Origin of the sequence: Actinomadura hibisca NBRC 15177 (assembly GCF_001552635.1) — a bacterium.
Lineage (GTDB): Bacteria > Actinomycetota > Actinomycetes > Streptosporangiales > Streptosporangiaceae > Spirillospora > Spirillospora hibisca.
Map to the genome: position 1 here is coordinate 1 of NZ_BCRO01000041.1, position 24,884 is coordinate 24,884.

Genomic DNA, 24,884 nt, shown 5'->3' on the forward strand with positions numbered 1-24,884 from the left:
AAGGGGCTCTGCCCCCTGCACCCCCGTCCCCGGCGGCCAGGGTTCTTGGTCACGTTCGGGCGCGGGGCTGGGGTTGCTGGTCGGGTGCAGAGCGCGGGGTTGAGGTTGTTGGTCGCGCGCGGGGCGCGGGGCTGGGGTCGGTGGTCATGTGCAGGGCACGGGGCTAGCGTCTTTGGGCACGCGCGCAGCGCGGGCTGAGGTAGTAGCGCGGAGCGCCAAACGCGGAGCGTGCCCTTGGCGCGGAGCGCTGGGGTTGGCGCGGAGCGCTGGCTTGAAGTAGTTGGGCAAGCGCGGAGCACGGGCTTGAGGCAGTTGGGCAAGCGCGGAGCACGGGCTTGAGGCAGTTGGGCAAGCGCGGAGCGCGGACTTGAGGCAGTTGGGCAGGCGCGGAGCACGGGCTTGAGGCAGTTGGGCAGGCGCGGAGCGCGGACTTGAAGTAGTTGGGCAAGCGCGGAGCGCGGAGCCAGGGCAGTCGGTCGGCCCCAGAGCGCGAGTTGAGGTTGCCGGTCACGTGCAGAACGCGCGAATTAGGGTTCGGGCGGCGGTGCCGCCGGGTCCTGGAGGGCCCGGCGGTACCGGTAAAAGGAGCGCGAAGTCATCCTGCTGGACAGCGAAGTCATCTGGCCAGACAGCGAAGTGTCCAGCCGGTCAACACCCGCACCGACACGCCGAAGCGCGCCGCCCCCTCACCCAGTAATTCCCCTCCCCAACCCCCGTCACAGCCGATAGCACAACCCCACAACCACCAACCCACCCATCCCACGACCAAGCGCTTGTTGTGGCACGTAAGCTGGGGCAGTGGGCCGAGTTGAGCAAGCGGTTGGGCGCACACGGCATAATGAGAGGGTGACGACCACGAGCACGAATTCCGGACGCCCCAAAAACCGTGCCACGGGTGAGGGCGGGGCCCGCCGCCGCGGCAAGGGCTCGGCCGCCCTGGCCTCGGAACGGCGTGAGCACCTGGTCAAGCTCGCGGCCGAGCTGTTCGCCGAGAAGGGCTTCCAGGCCACCACGGTGCGCAACATCGCCGAGGAGGCCGGCATCCTTTCCGGCAGCCTCTACCACCACTTCGACTCCAAGGAGTCGATCGTGGACGAGATCCTGGCGGGCTTCTTCCAGGAGATCATGTCGGCCTACCGGTCGGTCATCGACGAGGGCAACGACCCGCGCACCACCATCGCCGGGCTGGTCCGCATCGCGTTCGGCACCCTGGAGCCGCACCGCGCGGCCATCACGGTGATGCAGAACGACTGGAACTACCTCAAGGGCATGGAGCGCTTCGCCTACCTCACCAAGTCCGAGGACGAGGTCGAGAAGATGTGGGTGGACACCATCAAGGCGGGCCAGCGGGACGGCCTGTTCCGCGCCGACATCGACCCCAAGCTGACCTACCGGATGATCCGCGACACCGTCTGGGTGGCGGTGCGCTGGTTCAAGCCGGGCGGCCGCCTCAACGCCCAGGGCCTCGCCGAGCACTACCTCAAGGTCATGTTCGACGGCATCAACACGCACTGAGCGGCGGCGACCCGTCACCCGGACGGGCCGCCCCCGCTCATCGCGCCGGCCTTCACCCTGCCGACGCCCATCGCGCCGACGTTCGCCATGCCCGCGTCGGCCCGCCGTATCGGCGTCCGGCCGTCACCGCCCGTCCGGTCAGCGCCGCCCCATCACCGCCGCTCCGCCGCCCCCACCGGCACCCGCTGCGCCTCCGGCTCCGCCGCCGCCCCGCCCGGCAGCACCCGCGCCAGCCACCCCGGCAGCCACCAGTTCGCCTTCCCGAACAGCTCCATCATCGCCGGGACCAGCACCATCCGGACCACGGTCGCGTCGATCAGGATCGCCACCGCCAGGCCCAGGCCCATCTGCTTCACCGCGATGTCGGCGCCCAGCAGCACCGACAGGAACACCATCACCATGATCGCTGCGGCGGCGGTGATGACGCGGGCAGTCCGTGCCAGGCCCTGGGCGACGGCCTCGCGCGTCTCCACGCCGCCCTCGTACAGCTCCCGGACCCGCGAGACCAGGAAGACCTCGTAGTCCATCGACAGCCCGAACAGGATGGGGAACATCATCAGCGGCACCCACGTCGCCACCGGCATCTCGGTCGGGAAGCCCAGCAGCTCGCCCGCCCAGCCCCACTGCACCACCGCCGTCAGCACTCCGTAGGCCGCCGCGATCGACAGCAGGTTCATCACCGCCGCCTGGAACGCCACCGTCAGCGACCGCACCAGCGCCACCAGCAGCAGCAACGACAGGCCCACCACGACCGCGATCAGCAGCGGCAGCCGGTTCTGCACGTCGTCGGCGAAGTCGATCGACCCCGCGTTCGGACCGCCGATGTGCACCTTCACGCCGCCCGCCGAAGCGGGCACCACCTCGTCGCGCAGCCGGTGCACCAGCTCCGACGTCTCCTCGTCCAGCGCGGCGGTCGTCGGGAAGGCCACGAACACCGACGCCGCGCCGTCCTTGCTCGTCATCGGCGGCTGCACCGCCGCGACGCCCGGCGTCCGGCCGACCGCCTCGGCGACGGGCCGCGCGTCGCCGCCCTGCGCCACGAACACCAGCGGCGCGGCGGTCCCGGGGCCGAAGCCCTCCGCCAGGATCCGGTCGGCGGCGTAGGCGCTGGTGTCGTGCGGCTGCGTGCTGGAGTCGGGCAGGCCGAGCCGCATCGACAGCGCGGGCACCGCCAGCACCAGCAGCACCCCGGCGGCGGCCAGGCCCGCGACGGCGGGGCGGCGCTGCACGGTCCGCGCCCAGCGTTCGGCCAGCGGGCGGCGGGCCCGGCCGAGGCCCGGCACGCGCAGCCGGTCGATGGCGCGGCCGGTGAAGCCGAGCAGCGCGGGCAGCAGCGTGACGGCGGCCAGCATCGTCATCAGGACCGTGACCCCGGCCGCGACCGCCACGCCGTTCAGCAGGCTCTGCTGCATGACCAGCAGCCCCAGCAGCGCGATCACCACGGTGGTCCCGGCGAACAGCACCGCGCGCCCGGCGGTGGTGATGGCGGTGACCACGGCCGACTCGGGGTCCTCCCCCGACGACAACGACTCGCGGTAGCGGGTGACGATGAACAGCGCGTAGTCGATGCCGACGCCCAGGCCGATCAGCGCGGCCACGATCGGGCTGAAGGACGGCGCGGGCAGCAGGTGCCCCAGCAGCATGATCAGCGACAGGCCGCAGCCGATGGCCAGCAGCGCGGTCAGGATCGGCAGGCCCATCGCCAGCACCGACCCGAACGCGACCAGCAGGATCACCACGGCCGCCAGCACCCCGACGCCCTCGGACGGGCCGCCGCCGGGCGTCTCGGCCGCGGTGACGGCCGCGCCGCCCAGCTCCATCCGGACCGGGCCGTCGCTCTCGCGCAGGTCGTCCAGCAGCCTGACGGTCTCGGCCTTGGGCATGTCGTCGGCGGGCACGTCCAGGTTCGCGGTCGCGAAGGCGGTCCTGCCGTCCTTGGAGATCTGCCCGAAGCCCTGGTAGGGCGACGACACCGACGACACGTGCGGCGTCCGCGCCATCCGGTCCACGGCCCTGCGCACCTCGGTCTGCACGGCGGGCGTCCGCACCCCGGCGTCGGCGCGGATCGCCAGCGTGATGCTCTCGCCGCTCATCTGCGGGAAGTGCGCCTCCAGGATCTCCTGCGCCTTGGCCGACTCCGACTTGCCGCCGGTGAAGTCGTTGAGCGGCTCGGCCGCGTAGCCGAACCCGACGAACAGGGCGGCGGCGGTGCCCACGATCCAGGCCAGCAGCGTCAGGCGGCGCCGCCGGTAGCTGAATCGGGCGAGCCGCGCCAGCGGCCCTGTCGGCGGAGCGGGAGTGGCCATGGTCATCACCTTCGGGAGAGAACGTCTGCGCTGTCCCGTAGAGCGTCGCCGCGCGGTCCCGTCCGGCGCGTCCGGCGGCCGGAGTCACTTCGCGGCCCCGCTACTCCTGCGGGAGTACATCCCGGGATGTAGCCGAGGGCGTACGCTGATCACCGATTCGTGGTGTTGGTCACACTTTGCTGTCCAGGGGTGACGATTCCAGCGATGGGGACGCTGTTAACGAAGAGATGGACGGGGGGAGGCCGACATGACGGCTCAACGGGGCGCCGGTCGTGACGATCCGCCACCGCCCGCGGCGCGGGCGGCCACGGCGCGGGGGTTGCAGGAGCAGTTCCCGGGGGTCCGGGTCTGGTACGGGGAGGCCACCGGGTCGTGGTGGGCGCTGGTGCCGCTGCGCGCCGGGCCGCGCCTGGTGGAGGCGCCCACGCCGCAGATCCTGCGCGATGCGATCATGGCCGCGCGCTCCCAGGGGTGACCAGGCCGCCGACCGCAGCGGCAGTACGCCGCGTCCCGCCGCTCCTCAGCGTCGGTCGGCGGCCCGGAGCCCGGCGAAGTACTCCCGGATCTCGCGCTCGTCCAGGTCCTCGTAGAAGCGCACCGAGTGGGTGACGGCGCGGCCTTCCGCGACGAGCCGTTCGGGCGCGGCGGGCAGCCCCTTCCAGCGCAGCGCCATGGGGTCGCCCGGCCCGCCGAAGTCGCCGAGCCGGTACCCGGCGGCGGCCGTCAGCAGGCCGAACAGGAAGTCCTCCCCCGCGTTGCTGTCCGATAGCTCCGGCAGGTCCAGCAGCCCGCGACGGTGCATCGCGTGCACCGTCTCCTTCCGGTAGACGCAGGCGCCGCCGAGAACGTGTTCCCCGAAGACGTACCCGGAAGCGCGCGCCTCGGCGAGGAGCGCGCGCAGGCGACGGCGGAGGGCGGGCTTGCGCAGGCCCAGCAGCCCGCTCTCGATCCGCAGGACGCGCGCGGCGTACGTCCAGTCGCGCGCGCCGCCGTCGGGGCCGACCCGGTAGGAGCCGAGGGCGCCGAGCCCGGGATCGGCGGCGAACCTCTCCCGCGCCGCCTCCTCCAACCCGCGCGTGAGCAGCAGCGCGTCGGCGTCCAGGCGCAGCAGCAGGTCGAAGTCGGCGTTCTCCACGATGTGCCGCATCCCGGCCGCGAGCTTGGTCCACAACCCGCCGTAGGTGCCCGGCCGCGCCGGTCCGGCGGGCAGCACCACCACCGGCGGTCCCAGCGAGCGCAGCGCGGCCATGTCCGGCCGCCGGCCGCGCGTGTCGTCCACGACCGCCACCAGCACGGGCTCGGCGGCGTAGTGCAGGACGCTGGCCACGGTGTCGGGGGCGTCGTCGGCGGGACCGGCGGGGATCAGGACGGCGAGGCGCCTACCGCGCGTCATGGCGGCGCTCCCGGCTGTCGATCGTCACGGCGGCCGAGGTTACCAGCGGCCGCCTCCCGCGCACCGCCGCACGCACCGGTCACCCGGCGGCCCGCCGATGTCCTGCGTCACACCGACCTCATGTGGCCATCAAACCCGTTACATTAGGGCCTTTCGGTATACATCTGCCGATGCCCCCCAGAGTCGAGGAAACCCCCATGACGCCTCCGGCCCGTCCCACCTCCCAGAGCCGGCGCCGCATCTGGATCGCCGCCGGTTCGGTCAGCGGCATCATCGCCGCCACCACGGTGGTCGGGATCGTCGTCCTCGACAACGACGCGCCCGAGCGGGTGTCCAGCACCGGGGCCAAGGCCGACACCCTGACCCCGGCCGCCGCCAAGCCGAACTTCACCCTGCCGAAGGCCCGCTGGAAGTTGTCCTGGCACGACGAGTTCAACGGCAGGGGCAAGCCGTCGAAGGCGTGGACGCCGCTGCTGGGCAACGGCACCAACGGCTGGACGCACCGGGCGCTGCACTACTACCAGGCGGGCAACGTCCAGCAGAACGGCAAGGGCCAGCTCGTCATCAGCGCCAACAAGGCCGGCGCCGGCTCGAACCTCAAGTGCTGGTACGGCAAGTGCAAGTACACCTCGGCGCGCGTGCAGACCAAGGGCAAGTTCCACCAGACCTACGGCCGGTTCGCCGTCCGCGCCAAGCTGCCCACGGGCCAGGGCGTCTGGCCGGCGTTCTGGATGCAGCGCACCAACCGCCCCTACGGCGAGATCGACGTCGTCGAGACCATCGGCAGCAAGCCCAACCTCGTCCAGGGCTACGCGCACGCCCACCGCAAGGTGGGCGGCGGGCAGGTGAAGCTGGCCAAGCCGCTGTCGGCCGGCTACCACACCTACGGCGTGGACTGGACCCCGCACCGGGTCGTGTGGTGGGTGGACGGCCGCCCCTACGCGCAGATGAAGGCGTACCGGGGCTGGACGTTCAACGCGCCGTTCTACCTGATCCTCAACGTGCAGGTCGGCGGCAACTGGCCGAAGTCGCCCAACGCCCAGACCCGCTTCCCCGCCCAGATGGCCGTGGACTGGGTGCGCGTTTACAAGGCGGGCTGAGCGAACACCGCAGACCCTTGCCGTCGCGCCGAACAAAGGCGCCGGCAAGGGTTTTTCGCGTGCCCGGGAAACGCTTTCCGGAGCCGGGAGGAAAGTGATTTAGCCCACAGCTCTGAATGGTACGACGCGTAGCCCCACCTCGGGGTTTACCGTTCCGGCGCACTTTTTCGCCTCTCCGGGAACCGCCACGTCGCCGTCCGGGCGACGCCACCGATCGGACACTTCCCCGCAATACGCCATCTTCCAGGACGTGTTGGCCAGGCAACCCTGCCCGTGATACAACCTCCTTTCATATCTTTTGGCTCATAAAGAGCTTTTCCCGCTAACGGGACATTTGCCTCCATACGGATGAGGACGGGGAGCCGGCATGGAGTCCTTCACCACCGCGGGCGGCCCACCGCGCCCGCCGGGTCCGGCAGGTCCGCCGCGCCCGCCGGGCGGCACCGCCCCCGGACCGGGAACGCCGCCGCGCCGCGCCGCCCGCCGGCGGCCCTACATCGTGCTGCTGGCGGCCGTCCTCGTCCTGGGCGGGCTGAGCCAGACGCCGCCCGGCCAGGCGCTGCTGCGCGCGGCGGGCGTCGCCGGCGCCACCGAGACCTACAGCGAGCTGGCCTTCGCCGACCCGCCGAACCTGCCGCGCGAGCTGGTCAGCGGCGCCGAGCTGCCGCCCGTGACCTTCCACGTCCGCAACGCCACCGGGCAGCGGCGCGCCTACACCTGGTCGCTCGGCCTGACCGCCGGGCAGCCCGGGAAGGCAGAAGCCGCCGCGCGGCCGCTGGCCAAGGGCGAGACCACCCTGGCCGACGGCGGCAGCGCCGAGATCACCCCCCGCGTCCGCGTCGTCTGCCGGCCGGGCCCGCTGACGGTGGCGGTCCGGCTGGACGCGCGCCGCGCCATCTCCTTCCAGGCCGAGTGCCTCAACGATCTGACGGGCAGGCAGGGATGACCGTGCCGACCGCACGCCCCGTGGTGGCCCTGGTCACCGACGCCATCCACCCCTACAGCTTCGGCGGGCGCGAGATCCGCTACCACGAGCTGTCGCGGCTGATGGCCGTGCGCGCCGACGTGCACATGTACACGATGCACTGGTGGGACGGCCCGCGCGTGTTGCGGGACGGCCCCGTCACGCTGCACGCCCTCACCCGGAACCGGCCCCTCTACCGGGGCCGCCGCCGCTCGTTCCGGCAGGCCATCGTGTTCGCCCTGGCGTGCCTGCGGCTGCTGTTCCGCCGCTTCGACGTCCTCAAGGTGGACCACATCCCGCAGTTCCCGCTGTTCACGCTGCGGCTGGTGGCCACCCTGCGGCGCAAGCCGCTGATCGCCACCTGGCACGAGGTGTGGGGGCCGGAGTACTGGCACGACTACCTCGGCGGCCGCGGCGGGCGGCTGGCGTGGTGGGTGGAGCGGTTGTCGATGCGGATGCCCGACCACATCATCGCCGCCTCCCAGCAGACCGCCGACCGGCTGGCCCGCCACCTCGGCGAGGGCACCTCGATCACCGTCGCCCCCAACGGCATCGACCTCCAGGCGGTGCGCAACGCCGCGCCCCACGACGACACCACCGACCTGGTCGTGGTGACCCGGCTGATGGTGCACAAGCGGCTGGACATGGTGCTGGACGCGATGGCGCTGCTGCACGCCGACGGCACGCCCGTCACCTGCCGCATCATCGGCACCGGGCCCGAGCGGGAGGCGCTGCACGCCCAGGCCGAGCGGCTCGGCCTCGCCCACGCGGTGGACTTCCGGCACGACGTGCGCGAGCAGAAGGACCTGTACTCGCTGCTCAAGGCGGGCCGGGTGTTCGTGTTCCCGTCCGAGCGCGAGGGCTTCGGCATCGCGGTGCTGGAGGCGCTGGCCTGCGGCCTGCCGGTGGTGACCACCTCCGCGCCCGACAACCTGGCCCAGCACCTGGTGACCCGGTCGCAGCGCGGCCTGGTCAGCGAGCACAACGCCGCCGCGCTCGCGCTGGCCGTCGGCACCGCGCTCGCCGCGCAGGACGACCTGGACGGCGAGGACCCGTGGCTGGGCGACCCGTGGGTGGGCGACTACTCCTGGGACGCGATCGCCCTGCAGATCTCCCGGCGGTTCTGGCCATGAGGATCCTGTTCGTCACCCCGTACGCGCCCGCGCGGGACGGGATCGGCACCTACAGCGAGGTGCTGGGCGGCGCGCTGCGCGAGGCCGGGCACGAGGTCGCGGTCGTGGCGGTGCGCGCCGCGCCGGGCGCGCCGCCGGAGGTGATCGGCGCGCTGGGGGCGTCGGGCGCGTCGGACGGGCTGCGGGCCGCGGTCGCGCGCTTCAAGCCGGACGTGGTGCACGTGCAGTTCGCGGTGCCCGCCTTCGGGGCGCGCACGCCGGCGCTGCTGCGTTGGCTCGACGAGCTGGGGCGCGGGCCCGTCCCCGTCGTCTCCACCCTGCACGAGGCGACGCGCGACACGGCCCTGCTGCGCGGGCCGGGCCGGGCCCTGTACCGGCGGATCGCCCGCCGCAGCGACCGGCTCATCGTGCACACCCAGGGAGCGCGGGACACGCTCACCGGGCCGATCGGCGTCCCCGCCGACCGCGTGCAGGTGATCCCGCACTTCTCCACGCCGCCCCCGGCCGCCGTCACCACGGCCGCCGAACTGCGGACGCGCTTCGGGCTCGGCGACGACCGGCTGCTGCTCGCCTTCGGTTTCATCCACGTGGACAAGGGCCTGGACGACCTGGTCGAGGCGCTGGCCCTGCTCCAGCGCCGCGACGCCGGGGCGCTGCGCGGCGTCCGGCTCGTCGTGGCCGGGCAGGTGCGGCCCCGCAGCGGCCCGTTCCGCGTGTTCGAGGCCCGCGACCGGCTGCACCTGGCGCGGGTGCGGCGGATGGCCGCGCGCGGCGGCGTCGCCGGGCGGCTGGTGTTCACCGGTTTCGTGCCCGACGGCGACATCGCCGCCTGGTTCGACGCGGCCGGGGCCGTCGTGCTGCCCTACCGCAAGGCCGAGCAGAGCGGGGTGGCCAACCTCGCCCAGGCGTACGGGACGCCGGTGATCGCGACGACGGCGGGGGGCCTCGCGGAGCTGTTCGCGGGGTCGCCGTGGGCGGTGCCGCCGCGCTCGCCGGACCGGCTGGCGGACGCCCTCCGCGACTTCCTGACCACCATGTCCGACAATCCGCACTATTCTGGGCCGCTGACCGTTCCACCAGCTCAGCCGTCCCCCCAGCCGGACACGACCTCGGCCTCCCAGGAGACGGGCCTCGGCGAGATCTCCGCCGCCACCTCGGCGGTGTACCGCGCCGTGCACGAGCACGACCGAGGGAGGGACCCCGGTGCCCGCTAGCCTCACCGTCGTCATCTGCACGCTCAACGGGGCCGGCCGGATCGCGCGGCCGCTGGACGCGCTGGCCGCCCAGACCGTCCGGGACGAGCTGGAGATCATCGTCGTGGACGACGGCTCCGTGGACGGCTCCGGCGACATCGCCCGGGAGCGCGGCCTGCCCGTGGTGCGGCACGAGCGCAACCGGGGGCTGTCGGCCGCGCGCAACACCGGGATGCGCGCCGCGACGGCGCCGTTCGTGGCGTTCGTGGACGACGACTGTGAGCCCGCGCCGCGCTGGGCGGAGCTGCTGCTGGCGGGGTACGAGGACGGCGTCACCGGCGTCGGCGGCCCCGTCGTGCCCGTCACCGGCACCGGGTTCATGTCGCGCTACGTCGAGCGCAACAACCGGCACGAGCCCTTGGAACTGGAACTCACCACCAGCCAGGCCCTCCCCTACCGGTTCTTCCTCTACATGCGGAACCAGTGGACGACGCCGCCGCCCAAGCCGCGCCGCGACGTCTACTCCTTCACCGGCGGCAACATGTCGTTCCGGCGCGAGCCGCTGATGGCGGTGGGCGGCTTCGACGAGCGGTTCCGGTTCGGTTCGGAGGAGGAGGACCTGTCACGGCGGTTGCGCCGTCTCGGTCACGATCGCCTGGTGTTCGTGCCCGAGGCGTGGTTGTCGCACCGTTTCGAGCCGACGCTGCGCAACGTGCTGCGCCGCAACATCGCCTACGGCAAGGGCAACGCCCTCCAGTACCGCAAGTGGCCCGGGGTGCGGCCCACGCTGTTCCCGTGGCCGGTCCTCGTGGCGCTCCTCCTGCTCGGCTCGGTGGTGTTGTGGCCGCTGGCCGTCGCCGCGCTGCTGCTGCCGCTGGTGCTGTATCCGCGCGGTCTGAAGAACGTCGTGACGCGCGGCGTTCCGGAGGCCCTGCTCGACCCGTACCTCCAGCTCTTGCAAGAGGCGTTCGAGAACGTGGGGTTCGTGCGCGGCGCGTGGGCCTTCCGCTCCCTGACGCCCGAACCCCGTCCGCAGTCGGGGAACGGGCCGCCCCGTGAGGTTCTGACCGGCGGGGAGCCAGGGCAGACCGCGTGATCGGCGTCCGTCCCCCGTTGAACCCCTCCCGTCCCGCGCCGGTCCGCCGGCCCGCCGCGCAGCCGAGCCCCGGCACCGTCGAGTGGCTGATCTTCCGCCGCGTCGTCTACTACGGCGCGGCGCTGACCCTGATGACGGTGTTGTCGCTGCTGCGCGACCTGTGGGTGGCGCAGATCGCGCTGGTGCCGCTGCTGCTGACGGTGCCGGGCCTGCTGCTGCTGAACGCGCTGCGGGTGCCGGGCACCGCCGTGGCGCTGTTCCCGCTGTACGTCCCGGCGTGCTCGCTGGTGGTGCTGCTCGGCTCGGGCCTGGCGGTCAACCTGGTCGGCGCGCAGCTCGGCCTCGACGAGCCGCTGCGGCCCGCGCCGCTGCTGGCCGGGCTCCAGATCTTCTGCCTGCTGCTGTTGCTGGCCGGGACGACCGCGCCGCTCAGCACCGCCATCCCCAGACCCGCGCTGCCGTCGGCCCGGTGGCTGGCGCTGTCGCTGCTGCTGCCGCTGCTGGCGGCGGCGGGCGCGCTGCGCCTCAACCACGGCCACGGCGCGGCGCTGGCGATCGCGGTGCTGGTCGCCTGCGGCGTGGTGCTGGTCGCGGCGGCCGTGACGGCGGACCGGCTGGACGTCACGCGCATCTCGGTGCTGCTGTTCGCGGTGTCGCTGGCGATGATGTGGGCCTACTCGCTGCGCAGCGACCTAGTGTACGGGTTCGACATCTCCACCGAGTACTCGGTGGCCAGCAAGACCATCCAGGCCGGGGTGTGGGAGATGCACCCGCACCCCGACGCCTACGGCGCGATGCTGAGCATCACCGTGCTGCCCGCGCAGCTGCACGCGCTGACCGGCATCGACGTCGTGATGATCTTCAAGCTGGCCTACCCGGCGGCGTTCGCGATGTTCGTGGTCGGGGTGTTCAACCTGGCCGAGCGGTTCCTGCCGCTGCGGTGGGCCACCCTCGCCGCCGTCTACGTGCTGGTGCAGGGCGGGGTCTCCCAGCAGCTCCCGGCGCTGGCGCGGCAGGAGGTGGCGCTGCTGCTGTTCCTGGCGCTGTCGGCGGCGCTGCTGGAGATCGGCATGGCCCGCGCGCCCCGGCTGGCGCTGGTGGTGATGTTCGGCCCCGCGCTGGTGGTGTCGCACTACTCCTCGGCCTACTTCGCGCTGATGATGCTGGGCGGCGCGGTGGCCGTGCAGATGGCGCTGTGGATCATGCGGCGGGCCGCCGCGGTCCGCTGGACGCTGGCGGCGGCCCTGGTGACCGGGCTCGGCAGCGCCGTGCTCTGGTACGGGCCGATCACCCAGTCGGCGTCCAACGTCGGGCAGCTGCGCACCGCGCTCAGCTCCGACGGGCTGCAGCTGCTGCCGCGCGGCGAGGGCAAGGGCATCCTCGCCGCCTACCTGTCCAGCGGCGAGGGCGGCACCGTCACCGCCGCCGAGTACCAGAAGCGGATCGACGAGGAGTACACCGCCCACCGCAAGTACGTCGAGCCGTTCGACGACGCCCGCGACCCCCGGTACAAGCTGCGCGACAACGGGCCGCCCAAGGCCGAGCCGCTCGTCCCGCCGCTCAGCATGCTGCTGGACCTGGCGGTGCTGGTGGTCGCCCAGCTCGGCAACCTGCTGGCGCTGCTGGCGGCGGCGCTGATGGCCTTCCAGCGCCGCTCCCCCGGCCTGACCAGGCAGGTGGGGCTGCTCGCCCTGCCGGCGCTCGGCGCGCTGGTGCTGTTCCGGCTGTCGGGCACGCTCGCCAGCTCCTACAACCAGGGCCGCGCCCAGATCCAGGCGCTGACGCTGGTGTCGGTGGCGCTGTTCTGGATGTTGCACCGCATCGCGCCCCGGGTGCGGCGCAGGACGCCGGGCGTCCCGCTCGGGCGGCTCAACCTGCTGGTCTGGGGCGCGCTCGCGGCCGCCGTCCTGACCGTCTTCGTCAAGACCAGCGGGTTGTCGGCCACCGTGCTCGGCGGCGGCCGGGGCACCAACCTCGCCGCCGACGGCGAGGACTACGAGCGCTTCTACCAGCACAACGGCGAGATGGCGGCGGCCGGGTGGCTGGCCGCGCGGCTCGCCGGGAACCAGGACATGGTCTACGCCGACCGGTACGGGCAGATCCGGCTGTTCACCCAGATCGGCGCCTGGCGGCCCGGCATGGTCACCGACCTCGCGCCCCGGGCGCTGCACCGGACCGGCTGGATCTACGCCACCCGCGTCAACGTCGTGAACGGCCGGGCCCGGTCGGGCATGGACGGCAAGCTCGCCACCTACGCCTTCCCCGCCCAGTTCATCAGGGGCCACTACGACCTGGTGTACACGAACGGAACCTCTGAGGTGTACCACCGATGATCTCCATCGTCGTCATCAGCAAGGACGAGCCCGAGCTCGACGCGACCCTCACCGGCGTCGCCGCCGAGGCGGCGGCCTCCGGCGAGCCCTGCGAGATCGTCGTGGTGGACGCCTCCGACGGCAGGCTCGACCACCTCGCCGCCGCCCACCCGGCGGTGCGCTGGCTGCCCTTCGCGCGCCCGCCCGGCGTGCGGGTGTCCATCCCGCACCAGCGCAACACCGGCGTGCGGGCCGCGACGGGCGGGATCGTGGTGTTCACCGACGCCGGCTGCCGTCCGGCCGAAGGCTGGCTGACCGAACTGCTGGCGCCGCTGCACAAGGAGGGCGAGGACGTGGTCGCCGGGGTCGCGACCGGCCCGTCGGGCCACTCCGGCATCTACGACCGGGACGCGCTGCGCGCCGCCGCCTACCTCGACGAGTGCCCGACCATCAACCTGGCGTTCCGCCGCGAGGTGTTCGACGCGGTCGACGGCTTCGACGAGTCGTTCGAGTACGGGTCGGACGTGGACTTCGCCTGGCGGGTCGTCGCGGCCGGGTACCGGATCCGCAGCGCCCCGGGCTCCCGGGTCGTCCACGACTGGGGCGACCCGCGGCGGCAGGCCCGCCGGTCCTACGCCTACGGCAAGGCGCGGGCCCGGCTCTACCGCAAGCACCGGTCGCGGCTGCGGCGGCTGCCGGTGACCGAGCCCATGGTGGTGGTGTACCCGGTGTACCTGCTGGGCCTGCCGGTGGTGCTCGTGCTGTCCGCCGTCGCCCCGCCCTGGTCGCTCCTGGTCGTGCCCGCCTACCTGGCGCTGCTGTTGGTGCCGGCCTGGCGCAACCGGGGCAACGGCGTGCTGCGGGTCGTCGCCGACCACCTGATCTACGGGGCGGGCGTGCTGGCCGAGCTGGTACGGCGGCCCCGGCGATGAAGATCCTCGTCCTCCCCCGGGACGACAACCCCTACCAGGAGCTGCTGTACGCCGAACTGCGGCGGCGGGGGGCGCGGACGCGCTACGCCGGCGAGCTGACGCCGTCGCACACCCTCAACGTGCTGCTGCTCCCGCTGGAACTGGCCGCCGCCCGGCTGACCGGCACCCGCGTGGTGCACCTGCACTGGGTGTTCGGGTTCGGGCTGCCCGGCGGGGCACGCACGCGCAGGGCGGCGCAGTTCTGGTTCGCCGCCGTCCTGCGGATCATGCGGATGCTCGGGCTGCGCCTGGTGTGGACGGCGCACAACGTCCTGCCGCACTCGCCGGTGTTCGCCGACGACGTGGCGGCGCGCAGGACGCTCGTCCGCTCCAGCTCCCTGGTCATCGCGCACTCGCTCAGCACGCTGGACGGGCTGGCCCGCATCGGCGCGCACCCGGCCCGCACCGCCGTCGTGCCGCACGGGCCCTATCCGGCGCCGCCGGTGCCCGCGCCCACGGCGGGCGGGCGTTTCCTGTTCCTCGGCGCGGTCGCCGAGTACAAGGGCGTGGAGGATCTGCTCGCCGCGTTCGCCGCGCTGCCCGAGGACGGCGGGGCCACCCTGACCGTCGCGGGGGCCTGCGCGGACGCCGCGCTCGCCGCACGGCTGCGGGAGCTGGCGGAGTCGGCGGGCGGCCGTGTCACGCTGCGGCTGGAGCGCGTCCCCGACGGCGAGCTGGCCGACCTGTACGCCGCCGCCGACGTGGTGGTGCTGCCGTTCCGCCGGATCACCACCAGCGGCAGCGCGGTGCTGGCGCTCGCGCACGGCCGCCCGCTGATCGTCCCGGACCATCCGGGGCTCGCCGACCTGCCCGACGCGGCGGTGCGCCGCTACGACGGCGGGGCCGCCGGGCTCACCGAGGCGCTCGCCGACCTGGCCGGGGCCGACGAGGCCGCGCTGGCCGCGATGTCGCGGGCGGCGTTGGAACACGTCCGCGCCAACGGCTGGGAGGAGATCGGGGAGACGACGATGCGGGAGCTGGCGGACCTGCCGGGGCCGCAGCGGCAGCGGGAGCCGGGGCGGCGGCTGCCGGGGCAGGGGCGGCGACTGCCGGGGCCGCTGCGGCGGCTGTCGGAAGACGCCCTCTACCGGGGCTCGATCCTGCTGCTGTCCAACACCATGGGGCTGGCCGCCTTCGGCTTCCTGTTCTGGACCCTGGCGGCCCGCGCCTACCCGCCCGCCGCCGTCGGCTGGCTGGCCGGCGTCACCGCCGGGGTGAGCCTGCTGGCCACGGTGGCGTCGCTGGGCCTGCCCAACACCGTCATCCGGCACCTGCCCCAGGCCGCCGACCCCCGCGCGCTGGTGCGCGCGACGGTGGCGGCGGTGGGCGTCGTCGGCGGCGCGCTGGCGCTGGCGTGCCTGCTGGCGCTGTCCCCGCTGCTGCCGGGCGGCGGCCCGAACCTCGGCGGCGACCTGCGCGCCGTCCTGCTGGTCATCGTGCTGGTGATCTGCACGGCGGGCGGCGGCACGGTGGACGCCGGGCTCATCGCCACCCGGGCCACCGGGGCGCTGCTGGTCAAGAACCTGATCGGCAGCGTCGCCAAGGTCGGGGCGCTGCTGGTGCTCACGCCGTTCGGGCTGGCCGGGCTGATCGTGGCCTACGGCGTCGGCACGGTGCTGGCGGCCGTGCTCGGCGGGGCGGCGCTGCTGCGGCGGCTGCCGCGCGCCGAGGAGCGCACCGCGCCGGTGCGGGTCCTGCGCCGCCACCTGTCGTTCTCCAGCGGCAGCTACCTGGGGACGGTGTTCGGCATCCTGCCCAGCACCGTGGTGCCGCTCCAGGTGCTCACGATCTCCGGCAGCAAGCAGACGGCCTGGTTCTCCATCGCCTTCCAGCTGGTGTCCTTCCTCAACTTCATCCCCTCCACCGCCGCCCAGGTGACCTTCGCCGAGGCCCAGCGGGGAGCGCTGCGCCGCCAGCTCACCAAGGCGGTGAAGGCGATCTACGGGCTGCTGGTGCCCGCCGTGCTGCTGATGCTGGCCGCCGCGCCGTACCTGCTGTCGGTGTTCGGGGAGAGCTACGCCGAGCAGGCCACCGACTGCCTGCGGCTGCTGGCGCTGGCCACGCTGCTGAGCGCCGGGATCTACCTGGTGGACGCGGCGCTGATCGCCCGCGACCGCACCGGCGCCTACATCCTGATGAACGGCGTCAACGCCGCGCTGGTGCTGACCTGCTGCGGGCTGATGCTGCCGGACGGCCTGACCGCCGGGGCCCTCGGCTGGGTCGTCGCCCAGGGGATCTCCCTGGTGATCGGCGTGCTGGTGATCGCCACCAGCTTCGACCTGCGCCGTCCGGCCCGTCCCGGGGCCGCCGGGGCGGGGGCGAAGCGCGCCGCCCGGGTCAGGGTGCGGTGAGGACGGCGGCGCTGCCGTAGCTGCCGCCGAAGCCGGTGCACAGCGCCACGCCCGCGCCGGGGACCTGGTTGGTGCCGGTGCCGCGCAGCTGGCGGACGGCCTCGGCGACGTTGTTGAGGCCGTGCACGTAGCCCTCCGACAGCAGGCCGCCGTGCGGGTTGACCGGGACGCGGCCGTTCCAGGCGATCTCCTGCGCGTGCAGCAGGACGGGCAGGTCGGCGCGCGGGATGAGGCCGAAGTCCTCCAGCTGGCGCGGCACCAGCCAGCTATAGGCGTCGTACAGCAGCGCGACGTCGATGTGGTCGGGCTTCATCCCGGCCGCCTCGTAGAGCGGCGCGGCCAGGTGGCCGGAGAAGATACGCGTGACGTCGTCGGCCTTGTCCATGGTGGACGCGCCGGAGCCGCCGCCGCGCACCACGGCGTGCACGCGCGGCGCGTCGGGGGCGCGGTCGGCGCGGGTCAGCACCAGCGCGCATGCGCCGTCGGTCTCCTGGCAGCAGTCCAGGCGGCGCAGCGGGGAGGCCACCATGGGGCTGTCGAGGTAGGTGGGGAGGTCCAGGCGCTCGCGGCGGACGGCGCGCGGGTTGCGCAGCGCGTGCGCGCGGGACTGGGCCACGACGGCGTGGGTGTGGACGTCGGTGAGCGCGGCGTCGTGCAGGTAGCGCTGACCGGCCAGGGCGAACTGGTGGACGGGGCCCGCCATGCCGTAGGGGTGGGTGAACTGCTCCTCGGTGCCCTCGCCGAGCTTGAGGCCGAGGGCGTTCATCCGCTTGCCGGACCGGCCGTTGAGGGCGCGGTAGACCAGGACGTTCTCGGCCAGGCCCGCGTCGATCAGCATGGCGGCGTCGGCCAGGATCGAGGCGCTCTGCGTGCCGCCGCCGTAAATCTCGTTGTGCCAGCCCAGCTCGGGCATCCGCAGCTCGCGGGCCAGGTAGAGGACCGGCGCGGAGTCGTTGAGGTGGTAGCTGAGGATCGCGTCGGGACGGTCGATCCCGGCGTCGGCGAGGGCCTCGCGGGACGCTTCGGCGGCGAGCTGGAGCTCGGTGCGTCCGGAGGCGCGGGTCAGCGTGGTCATGCCGACGCCCGCGATGGCCGCCTTGCCGGAGAAGCCCTGCCTGCCCGCCCACTCAGCCACCGGCTCGCCCGCCCGCCTGCCTGTCCGTCAGCTCGCCCGTCCGCGTTCCCGCCACGTGATCCTCAGGAGATGGTGCCGCCCGCCGTGGGCGGGGCGCGATCCGTCCACGGCGGGCGGCGTCTGTGGGGCCGGTCCGGAGGACCGGCCGGGGTGCCGTCGCAGGCGACGCTAACCCGAATCCCTCTCGGAGACAAGCGCTTGCTCGGTTTTGTTGCCGCGCCGGTCCCCGCACTCCACCGCGGCCTGCGGTTTCAGTCGGCCAGGCGGATCAGCCGCCGTTCCACCGCCGTCGCCACCGCCGCCGTGCGGGTGTCCACGCCCAGCTTGGCGAAGATGTGGACGAGGTGGGTCTTCACGGTGGCCTCGCTGACGAACAGCTCCTTGGCGATCTGCCGGTTCGACAGGCCCCTGGCCAGCAGCTCCAGCGTCTCGATCTCGCGGGGGCTGAGGGCGGGCGCGGGCTCGCGCACCCGGTTGAGCAGCCGGGTCGCCACCTTCGGCGACAGGGCCGTCTCGCCGCGCGCGGCCGTGCGGATCCCGGCGAACAGCTCCTCCGGCGGCCCCGCCTTGAGCAGGTACCCGGCCGCGCCGACGTCGATGGCGCGCGCGATGTCGGCGTCGGAGTCGTAGGTGGTCAGCACCAGCACGCGGGGCGGGTCGGGCAGTTCCAGGATGCGCCGGGTGGCCTCCACCCCGTCGATGCCCTCGCCGAGCCGCAGGTCCATCAGCACCAGGTCCGGACGGGTCAGGCCCGCCTGCCGCACCGCCGCCGCGCCGTCGGCGGCCTCGGCCACCACCTCGATGTCGGGCTCGCTGGCCAGCAGCGCGCACAACCCGGCGCGCACCACCGGGTGGTCGTCGGCGATCAGTACGCGCACTCCGCCGCCGCCGTCCTCGCCTGTCATCGTCCCCTCCTCGGCACGGTCGCGGCCACGACCGTGCCCTCGCCCGGCACACTCTCGATCTCCAGCGTGCCGCCGGCCGCCGCCAGCCGCTCGCGCATGGCGGTCAGCCCGTAGCCGCGGCCCGGTCCCGGGCGGGCGCGGTCGAACCCGGTCCCGTCGTCGGCCACGTCCAGCCGCACCTGGTCGTCCAGGTAGGTCAGGGTGACCATGACGGCGGACGCCCCGGCGTGCTCGCGCACGTTGGCCAGCGCGCCCTGGACGACGCGGACCAGCGCGGCTTGCGCGGCGGTGTCGAGGTCGTACTCCGCGCCGTCCACCTGCAACCGCGCGGGCGGGCCCGTCCCGTCGGCGCGGTCCAGCAGGCCGCGCAGCGCGGCGGGCAACGATCCGGCGGCCAGGTCCGCCGGGGGCAGCGCGCGCACGAACCGGCGCGCCTCCGCCAGGTTGTCCGCTGCGGCGTCGGCGGCCCGGCGCACGTGCCGGCGCGCCGCCTGCGGATCGGCGTCCCACTCCCGGTCGGCGGCCTGGAGGAGTATCCCCATGCTGCTCAAGCCCTGGGCGAGGGTGTCGTGGATCTCGCGGGACAGCCGCTGGCGTTCCTCCAGGACGCCCGCCTCACGCTGCGAGGCCGCCAGCTCGTCGCGGGTGCGGACCAGGTCGTCGATCAGTCCCTGCAACTCCAGGAAGATCACCGCGGTCATGCCCGCCACCGCGACCGGGCCGAGCACCAGGCTCGGTTCCAGCCGGTCGGCCAGCCGCACCTGCGCGAAGATCACCGCTCCGGTCAGCACCACCACGCTCACCAGCGCCGCCCGGCGGCCGAGCAGCCGCAGCGAGACGAAGAACAGCGGGATCGCGCACCAGGCGAAGCTCGGCGCGGAGATCACCAGCGCCAGCCACAGCAGGACCACCGTCGCCAGCCAGAACAGGCGGCCCCGGTGGCCGAGCCGGTCCCACTGGACGATGCCCAGCGCGTAGAGCACCGCGAGGACGGCGCAGGCGGCAAGTTCCAGCCAGGTCTGCCGGTCCGTCCCGTGCCGGACCACCAGCCGGGACGCCGAGGCGGCCAGCAGCAGGAAGAACCCCGCGTGCATGGCCTGGTGGATCCGCTGCTCGGCCCGTGTCATGCCCTCCCCTCACCGCACGTTATCGCAGCGTCACATCCCGGCCGGGCGGAGGCGTCAACCGATCGGTTGATCCGCCCCTCCATCCCTTGGCGCCGGCGGATCAACCGGCCTCCCGATGGCGGCCGCCCCCGGCCCGGCGAGGCTGGTGTCATCAGCCGGAAACACCCGAGGGGGAGACCGAGAATGAGCAACAACCGCGCCAAGACCATCGCCGGAATGACCGCGGGCCTGGCCCTGGTGGGCGTCACGGTCGGCGTGTCGGCCGCCCAGGCCGCGCCCGCAGCGCCCGCCGCCGCCAAGCGCGGCGAGGCGGTGCAGCAGGTGAACGTCCTGCGCAGCGACGCCGCCATGAAGATCGCCGACGCCGTGCAGAAGGAGGCCGCCAAGCAGCACCAGCGGGTCGCGGTCGCCGTCGTGGACCGGTCGGGCGACCTGCGCCTGGTCGTCAAGGGCGACGGGGCGGGCCCGCAGACCGTCGAGTCGGCCAAGCGCAAGGCGTTCACGGCCGTCTCGTTCGGCCAGCCGACCTCCAAGCTGGCGGGCGGCGCCACCGGTGACGGCCCGACCGTCAAGGACATCCCGGGCACTCTGTTCCTGGCGGGCGGCGTGCCGGTCGCCTCCGGCGGCTCCCCCATCGCGGGCATCGGCGTGGGCGGCGCGCCCCAGGGCACCATCGACGAGGCCATCGCGCAGGCCGGTCTGCGGGCGATTCAGGGCGACCTCGGCTGAGCGCGTCCCACGTGACGGCGCGGCCGCGGAGAGTGCCGCGGCCGCGCCGGTAATCTCCGGAGCGAACACGATGTCGATCACGCGTAGAAGGGCGCTGGCGACGCTGACCCTGCTGGTCGGAGCCGCTACCGGCGCCTGCGCGGGTCCGCGAGACCGGGAGGTCCCCGTGCAGCGGGAGGAACTGCTCAGAGCCGCGGCCCAGGGGGACGCCGCCAGGGTCCGCGACGCGTTGCAGGCCGGGGCGCCGATCGAGGCCCGTGACGGGCAGGGCCGCACGGCGCTGCTGCTGACGGCCGCCGCCGACCACGTCGAGGCGGCCACGGTGCTGGTGAAGGCCGGGGCCGACCCCGACGCGCAGGACCGGCAGCGCGACAGCCCGTTCCTGGTGACCGGCGTGACCGGCAGCGTGGCCATGTTGAAGGCCCTGCTGCCCGCCCGCCCCGATCTGACGCTGACCAACCGCTACGGCGGCGTCGCGCTGATCCCGGCCTGCGAGCGCGGCCACGTGGACTACGTCCGCGAGGTGCTGAGGACCGGCATCGCGGTGGACCACGTCAACCGGCTGGGCTGGACCGGCCTGCTGGAGGCGATCATCCTGGGCGACGGGTCGGCCCGCTACCAGGAGATCGTCCGGCTGCTGATCGCGGCGGGCGCGGACGTCGGCCTCGCCGACGGCGACGGCGTCCCACCGCTGCGGCACGCGACCGCCAAGCACCACGAGGAGATCGCCGCCCTGCTCCGCGCCGCCGGGGCCCGCTGAGCCGGGGGTGTCAGAGGTCGTACTGGAGGGCGGCGCGGCGGGCGACGATCGGGGTGATGACCTCGGTGATCACCTCGCGGTGGGCGGGGTGGTCGCGGTAGGCGAGGTAGGCGTCGCGGTCGGCGAAGTCGCCGACGACCACGAAGTCGAAGTTGCCCTCGTTCACGCCCGCGTCGTGCCCGAGGCTGTAGTCGCGGATCTCGGGGATGACGGCGGGCAACGCGGCCAGCCGGGTGCGCACCTCCTCCTGCTGGGAGGTCGTCGTGCCCTCGGCCCACTCGAACATCACCACGTGCCGGAAACCGCTCATGCGACTCACCGTAGCGGTTCGGGGCGTCCCGGCCGGGACGCGACGGGCTCAGACGTCGCCCAGTTCGGCGGCCACGAGCGCGCCGAGTTCCCAGCACGCCTCCAGGTCCGCCCGCGACGGCTCGCCGGTCACCACGACCGGCGGCCGCACCGCCTGCCACTTCAGCCCGGTCGTGATGGACTCCAGCGCGCGCAGGGCCCCGGTGGCGTCGTTGTTGCCGTGCAGGTAGCCGCCGAACGGCCGCCGCGCGGTGGCCTCCAGGCACGGGTAGTACACCTGGTCGAAGAAGTGCTTGAGCGCCCCTGACAGGTAGCCCAGGTTGACCGGCGTGCCCAGCAGGTAGCCGTCGGCCTCCAGGACGTCCACCGGCGACGCGGTGAGCGCCGGGCGCGCCGTCACCTCCACGCCGCTCACCTCGTCGGTCCGCGCGCCCTCGCGGACGGCCTCGAACATGGCCTGGAGCGCGGGCGACGGCGTGTGATGCACGATCAGCAGGCGTTTCATCGCCTCCGATCCTAGGGGCGCGCCCGGCCGGGGCACCGGTCCGGCCGCCCTCACCGGAAGGTGAGTGTTCCTGGCCGCCCGTGGCCGGATCGTCGCCATCGCGTCCCCGGCCGTCGTCCAATGGAGATCCGTCCCGCCGCCCGGGAATGCGATATATCCGATCATGGTTGGCCCTCAGCGGAGGTGTCTCCCGTGCACGAAGCGAAACCGGCGCTCCCCGAGTTCCGCCCGGTCTGGCCCTTCGCGCTCGGCACGGCCGCCGTCGCCGCGCTGGTCGCCGTCCCCGCGCTGGCCTGGACGCCCGGCTGGCTGCACCGCGCCTCGCTGCTGGTGACCGGCCGCCCGCTGAGCCCCGCGCACGCGTTCGTGCTGGCCCTGGCCCTGGCGCTGGTGGCGCGCGGGACGCTGCTGCGCCGCCGGGCCGCCTGGTACGGGCTGCTACTGCTGGTGGCGATGGCCGTGCTGGCGGTCCTGACCGGCGAGGACGCGCCGTGGCGGCTGCCGCTGCTGGGCGCGGTGGGCTGGGCCCTCTGGACGCGCCGCGACCGCTTCCCGGTGCATCCCCACCACGACCGGGTGCGCGGCGCGCTGCGCACCGGCGCGCTGCTGGTGCTCGGCACGGCTGCGGCCACGGTGCTGGTCGGCGGGGTGTCGGTGCGGTCGGCGGTGCCGACGCTGGCGGCCGGGCTCGGCTCGACCGGCGCGCCCCTGGACGGCGCGTCCTGGCTGCCGGGCGTCCTGGGGCTGGCGGGCGGCGCGGGGCTGCTGGTGCTGATGGTGACGCTGCTGGCGGCCGATCCCGCCCCGCCGCCCGGCGACGAGTCCGAGCGGCGGCGTGTGGCGGGACTGGTGGCGCGGCCCGGGTCCGACACCCTCGCGCCGTTCGCGCTGCGTCGCGACAAGTCCTACGTCTTCAGCCCCGACGGGCGCGCGGCGATCGGCTACCGCGTGTTGTTCGGCGTCGCGGTGGCGGGCGGCGATCCGGTGGGCGACGCGGGCGCGCACGAGGCGGCGATCGAGGAGTTCCTCGCGCTGTGCCGCCGCACCGGCTGGCGTCCGGCGGTGCTCGGCGCGGGCGCGGAGCTGCTGCCCGCCTGGGGGCCGCTTCGCTCGTTCGGGTTCGGCGACGAGGTGGTGGTGCGTCCCGAGGAGTTCAGTCTGTCGGGACGGACGATGCGCAACGTGCGGCAAGCCGTCCAGCGCACCCGCAACGCGGGCGTGACCACCTACGTCCTCCCCGAGCGCGAACTGTCCCCTGCACTACGCGAACAACTGCTGGACGTCGCGGCCCGCTCGCTGGGCGGCGCGGCCGAGCGCGGCTTCTCCATGAACCTGGACGAGCTGCTCACCGGCTACCACCCCGGCACGCTGGTGGCGGTCGCCTGCGACGCCGACGGCACCCCGATCGCGTTCCAGCGGTACGCGGCGGCGGGCGAGGGCATCAGCCTGGACGCGATGCGGCGCGCGCCCGGCGGGCCCAACGGCGTCAACGAGCGCCTGATCGTCGAGATGGTCGAGCACGCCCGCGCGCACGGCGTCGGCGTCGTGTCGCTCAACTTCGCCGCCTTCCGCGAGCTGCTGGACAGCGAGGAGCGCGGCCCGCTGGAGCGGGCCGGGTACCGGGCGCTGCACCTGCTGGACCCGTTGATCGCGGTGGAGTCGTTGTACCTGTTCGACCGCAAGTTCCGGCCCGGCTACCGGCCGCGCAGCATCGTGTTCCGCTCCTGGTTCGACCTCGGCCTGCTGGCGGCGGCGCTGCTGACGCTGGAGTTCGGCCGGACCCGGCCCGCCGCCGCCCCGGTGGCCGCCGCCGAGCCCGCCGGCCACCTCGAACGCCCCTGACCGCGCGCCCGCCGCGTCCCCGCCCCGCGCCGGGAGACCTCTGTTAGGCTTCCCAAGCGAGCGCTTGGTACGCAATGATGGGGCAGGCGATACGACGCGGCGAGGGCACGGCGTGCACCCGCCGGGCCCGGCGAAGAAGGAGCCGTACACGTGGCTGACCGCCCGATGAAGTTCTCGACCTTCCACCTGTTCCACCAGTTCGCGGGGCAGACCGCGCGGGAGGTGTACGACTACCAGATCGAGATCGCCGAACTCCTGGAGGAGCTCGGCTTCGACGGGATCTGGGTCGCCGAGCACCATTTCCGGGACTACGGGGTCGTCCCCAACATCTTCACCCTGCTGTCGCACCTGGCGGCCCGCACCGAGCGGCTGCGGCTCGGCACCGGCATCGTGGTGCTGCCGCTGCACAACCCCATCCACGTGGCCGAGGAGGCCGCGATGGTGGACCTGCTGTCGGGCGGCCGGCTGGAGATGGGCATCGGCCGGGGCTACCAGAGCGTGGAGTTCGAGAACTTCGGGCTCGACCTCGGCGAGGCCCGCGACCGGTTCAACGAGTGCCTGGACATCCTCCTCGGCCTGTGGACGCAGGACGACTTCGAGTTCAAGGGCCGCTTCCACGAGACCACCCACCCGCTGACGCTCATGCCGAAGCCGGTGCAGCGCCCGCACCCGCCGCTGCACGTGGCCGCCGTCAGCCCCGAGACCGTGGAGCTGTACGCCGCGCGCGGCCTGCCGATCCTGGCCGACCCGGCGGCGCCGTTCAAGAAGATCGCCAAGGCCGCGCGGACGTGGCACGAGACGGCCGCCGCCAACGGCGTGGACACCACCGGCGTGGAGCTGGTCGCCAGCCGCTCGGTGTACGTCGCGCCGACCGTCGAGCAGGCGCGCGAGGACCAGGCCCGCTTCGAGGCGGGCTTCGACCGGTCGCGGATCTTCAACGTGCAGAGCGCGCCGATCGACCCCAGCACCGGCAAGGCCGCCAAGGGCTTCGAGTTCTACCAGGACCGCTACCTCAAGGGCGGCTCGGTGGACAACGAGTTCCGCTGGAACCAGCTGGAGGTCATCGGCGACCCCGAGCGCGTGATCTCCCAGATCAAGACCATCCAGGAGATGGGCTACAGCAACCTGATGTGCGACTTCGGCTCGACCCGCCCGATGCCGATCGAGGACATGAAGAAGGTCCTGAAGTTCTTCGCGGCCGAGGTCATGCCGGCCTTCCGCTGACCCCCCACCCCTCA

General features: G+C 73.7%; 21 protein-coding genes. 14 read left to right on the forward strand and 7 right to left on the reverse strand.

Translation table 11 applies throughout. The annotated features are described in order from the left end of the window. The first annotated feature begins 846 nt into the window (after positions 1-846). Entirely contained in the window at positions 847-1,515 is a 669-nt protein-coding gene (locus AH6_RS20230) for a TetR/AcrR family transcriptional regulator (protein ID WP_067482131.1), read from the forward strand. A gap of 152 nt (positions 1,516-1,667) precedes the next feature. On the opposite strand, the gene AH6_RS20235 is transcribed toward AH6_RS20230, so the two are convergent. Further along, entirely contained in the window at positions 1,668-3,821 is a 2,154-nt protein-coding gene (locus AH6_RS20235; RefSeq protein ID WP_067482133.1) for an MMPL family transporter, read from the reverse strand. A gap of 247 nt (positions 3,822-4,068) precedes the next feature. Between AH6_RS20235 and AH6_RS20240 the strand changes: the two genes are divergently transcribed. Continuing rightward, positions 4,069-4,296, forward strand: coding sequence for a hypothetical protein (locus AH6_RS20240; RefSeq protein WP_067482135.1), 228 nt, complete (start codon positions 4,069-4,071; stop codon positions 4,294-4,296). Between the two features lie 45 nt (positions 4,297-4,341). Here AH6_RS20240 and AH6_RS20245 read toward each other — a convergent pair whose 3' ends face one another. Continuing rightward, a complete protein-coding gene (locus AH6_RS20245; protein WP_067482137.1) occupies positions 4,342-5,214 on the reverse strand; it encodes a hypothetical protein in 873 nt (290 codons plus the stop codon). A gap of 197 nt (positions 5,215-5,411) precedes the next feature. Here AH6_RS20245 and AH6_RS20250 point away from each other — a divergent pair, with 197 nt between their 5' ends. The 8 genes from AH6_RS20250 to AH6_RS20285 all read left to right on the forward strand — a co-directional run bounded on the left by AH6_RS20250 (position 5,412) and on the right by AH6_RS20285 (position 16,334). Continuing rightward, on the forward strand, positions 5,412-6,314 hold the full coding sequence (locus tag AH6_RS20250; protein ID WP_067482139.1) for a glycoside hydrolase family 16 protein: 903 nt from the start codon (positions 5,412-5,414) through the stop codon (positions 6,312-6,314). A 367-nt stretch (positions 6,315-6,681) separates the two neighbouring features. Continuing rightward, the gene (locus tag AH6_RS44745) at positions 6,682-7,260 is read left to right on the forward strand and encodes a hypothetical protein (protein WP_067482141.1); all 579 of its coding nucleotides are present in this window, start codon (positions 6,682-6,684) and stop codon (positions 7,258-7,260) included. 2 nt (positions 7,261-7,262) lie between these two features. Next, positions 7,263-8,411: a glycosyltransferase gene (locus tag AH6_RS20260; protein WP_169807884.1), complete on the forward strand. Its 1,149-nt coding sequence runs from the start codon at positions 7,263-7,265 to the stop codon at positions 8,409-8,411. Further along, positions 8,408-9,625 (forward strand): glycosyltransferase, encoded by a 1,218-nt coding sequence (locus tag AH6_RS20265; RefSeq protein WP_067482148.1) that lies wholly within the window; start codon positions 8,408-8,410, stop codon positions 9,623-9,625. The genes AH6_RS20260 and AH6_RS20265 overlap by 4 nt, the downstream gene beginning before the upstream one ends. Then, positions 9,615-10,700, forward strand: coding sequence for a glycosyltransferase family 2 protein (locus AH6_RS20270; protein WP_067482151.1), 1,086 nt, complete (start codon positions 9,615-9,617; stop codon positions 10,698-10,700). The genes AH6_RS20265 and AH6_RS20270 overlap by 11 nt, the downstream gene beginning before the upstream one ends. 17 nt (positions 10,701-10,717) lie before the next feature. Beyond that, positions 10,718-13,033 (forward strand): hypothetical protein, encoded by a 2,316-nt coding sequence (locus tag AH6_RS20275; RefSeq protein ID WP_157431602.1) that lies wholly within the window; start codon positions 10,718-10,720, stop codon positions 13,031-13,033. Then, positions 13,030-13,944 carry a glycosyltransferase family 2 protein gene (locus AH6_RS20280; RefSeq protein WP_067482156.1) on the forward strand — a complete coding sequence of 305 codons (915 nt, stop codon included), beginning with the start codon at positions 13,030-13,032 and terminating at the stop codon, positions 13,942-13,944. Before AH6_RS20275 ends, AH6_RS20280 begins: the two co-directional genes overlap by 4 nt. Continuing rightward, positions 13,941-16,334 carry a glycosyltransferase gene (locus tag AH6_RS20285; protein ID WP_067482158.1) on the forward strand — a complete coding sequence of 798 codons (2,394 nt, stop codon included), beginning with the start codon at positions 13,941-13,943 and terminating at the stop codon, positions 16,332-16,334. Before AH6_RS20280 ends, AH6_RS20285 begins: the two co-directional genes overlap by 4 nt. On the opposite strand, the gene AH6_RS20290 is transcribed toward AH6_RS20285, so the two are convergent. From AH6_RS20290 to AH6_RS20300, 3 genes are all read right to left on the reverse strand, one after another. Continuing rightward, positions 16,321-17,409, reverse strand: coding sequence for a thiolase C-terminal domain-containing protein (locus tag AH6_RS20290; RefSeq protein WP_067482200.1), 1,089 nt, complete (start codon positions 17,407-17,409; stop codon positions 16,321-16,323). The two genes, AH6_RS20285 and AH6_RS20290, sit on opposite strands and share 14 nt — an antisense overlap. 311 nt (positions 17,410-17,720) lie before the next feature. After that, on the reverse strand, positions 17,721-18,374 hold the full coding sequence (locus AH6_RS20295) for a response regulator (protein WP_067482160.1): 654 nt from the start codon (positions 18,372-18,374) through the stop codon (positions 17,721-17,723). Next, complete coding sequence (locus tag AH6_RS20300; protein ID WP_067482162.1) at positions 18,371-19,501, reverse strand: sensor histidine kinase; 1,131 nt, start codon at positions 19,499-19,501, stop codon at positions 18,371-18,373. The genes AH6_RS20295 and AH6_RS20300 overlap by 4 nt, the downstream gene beginning before the upstream one ends. Before the next feature lie 183 nt (positions 19,502-19,684). Here AH6_RS20300 and AH6_RS20305 point away from each other — a divergent pair, with 183 nt between their 5' ends. Together AH6_RS20305 and AH6_RS20310 are read left to right on the forward strand one after the other, a co-directional pair. After that, complete coding sequence (locus AH6_RS20305) at positions 19,685-20,230, forward strand: GlcG/HbpS family heme-binding protein (RefSeq protein WP_067482164.1); 546 nt, start codon at positions 19,685-19,687, stop codon at positions 20,228-20,230. A 70-nt stretch (positions 20,231-20,300) separates the two neighbouring features. Next, on the forward strand, positions 20,301-20,990 hold the full coding sequence (locus AH6_RS20310) for an ankyrin repeat domain-containing protein (protein ID WP_157431603.1): 690 nt from the start codon (positions 20,301-20,303) through the stop codon (positions 20,988-20,990). A 10-nt stretch (positions 20,991-21,000) separates the two neighbouring features. Here AH6_RS20310 and AH6_RS20315 read toward each other — a convergent pair whose 3' ends face one another. Further along, positions 21,001-21,300, reverse strand: coding sequence for a Dabb family protein (locus tag AH6_RS20315; RefSeq protein ID WP_067482169.1), 300 nt, complete (start codon positions 21,298-21,300; stop codon positions 21,001-21,003). Positions 21,301-21,348: 48 nt separating this feature from the next. Further along, positions 21,349-21,804, reverse strand: a complete 456-nt coding sequence (locus AH6_RS20320; RefSeq protein ID WP_067482171.1) for a flavodoxin family protein — start codon at positions 21,802-21,804, stop codon at positions 21,349-21,351. Positions 21,805-21,996: 192 nt separating this feature from the next. On the opposite strand from AH6_RS20320, the gene AH6_RS20325 reads away from it, so the two are divergent. Next, positions 21,997-23,646 (forward strand): bifunctional lysylphosphatidylglycerol flippase/synthetase MprF, encoded by a 1,650-nt coding sequence (locus AH6_RS20325; RefSeq protein WP_067482173.1) that lies wholly within the window; start codon positions 21,997-21,999, stop codon positions 23,644-23,646. A 165-nt stretch (positions 23,647-23,811) separates the two neighbouring features. Further along, positions 23,812-24,870, forward strand: a complete 1,059-nt coding sequence (locus AH6_RS20330; protein WP_067482175.1) for an LLM class flavin-dependent oxidoreductase — start codon at positions 23,812-23,814, stop codon at positions 24,868-24,870. Positions 24,871-24,884: the final 14 nt, after the last annotated feature.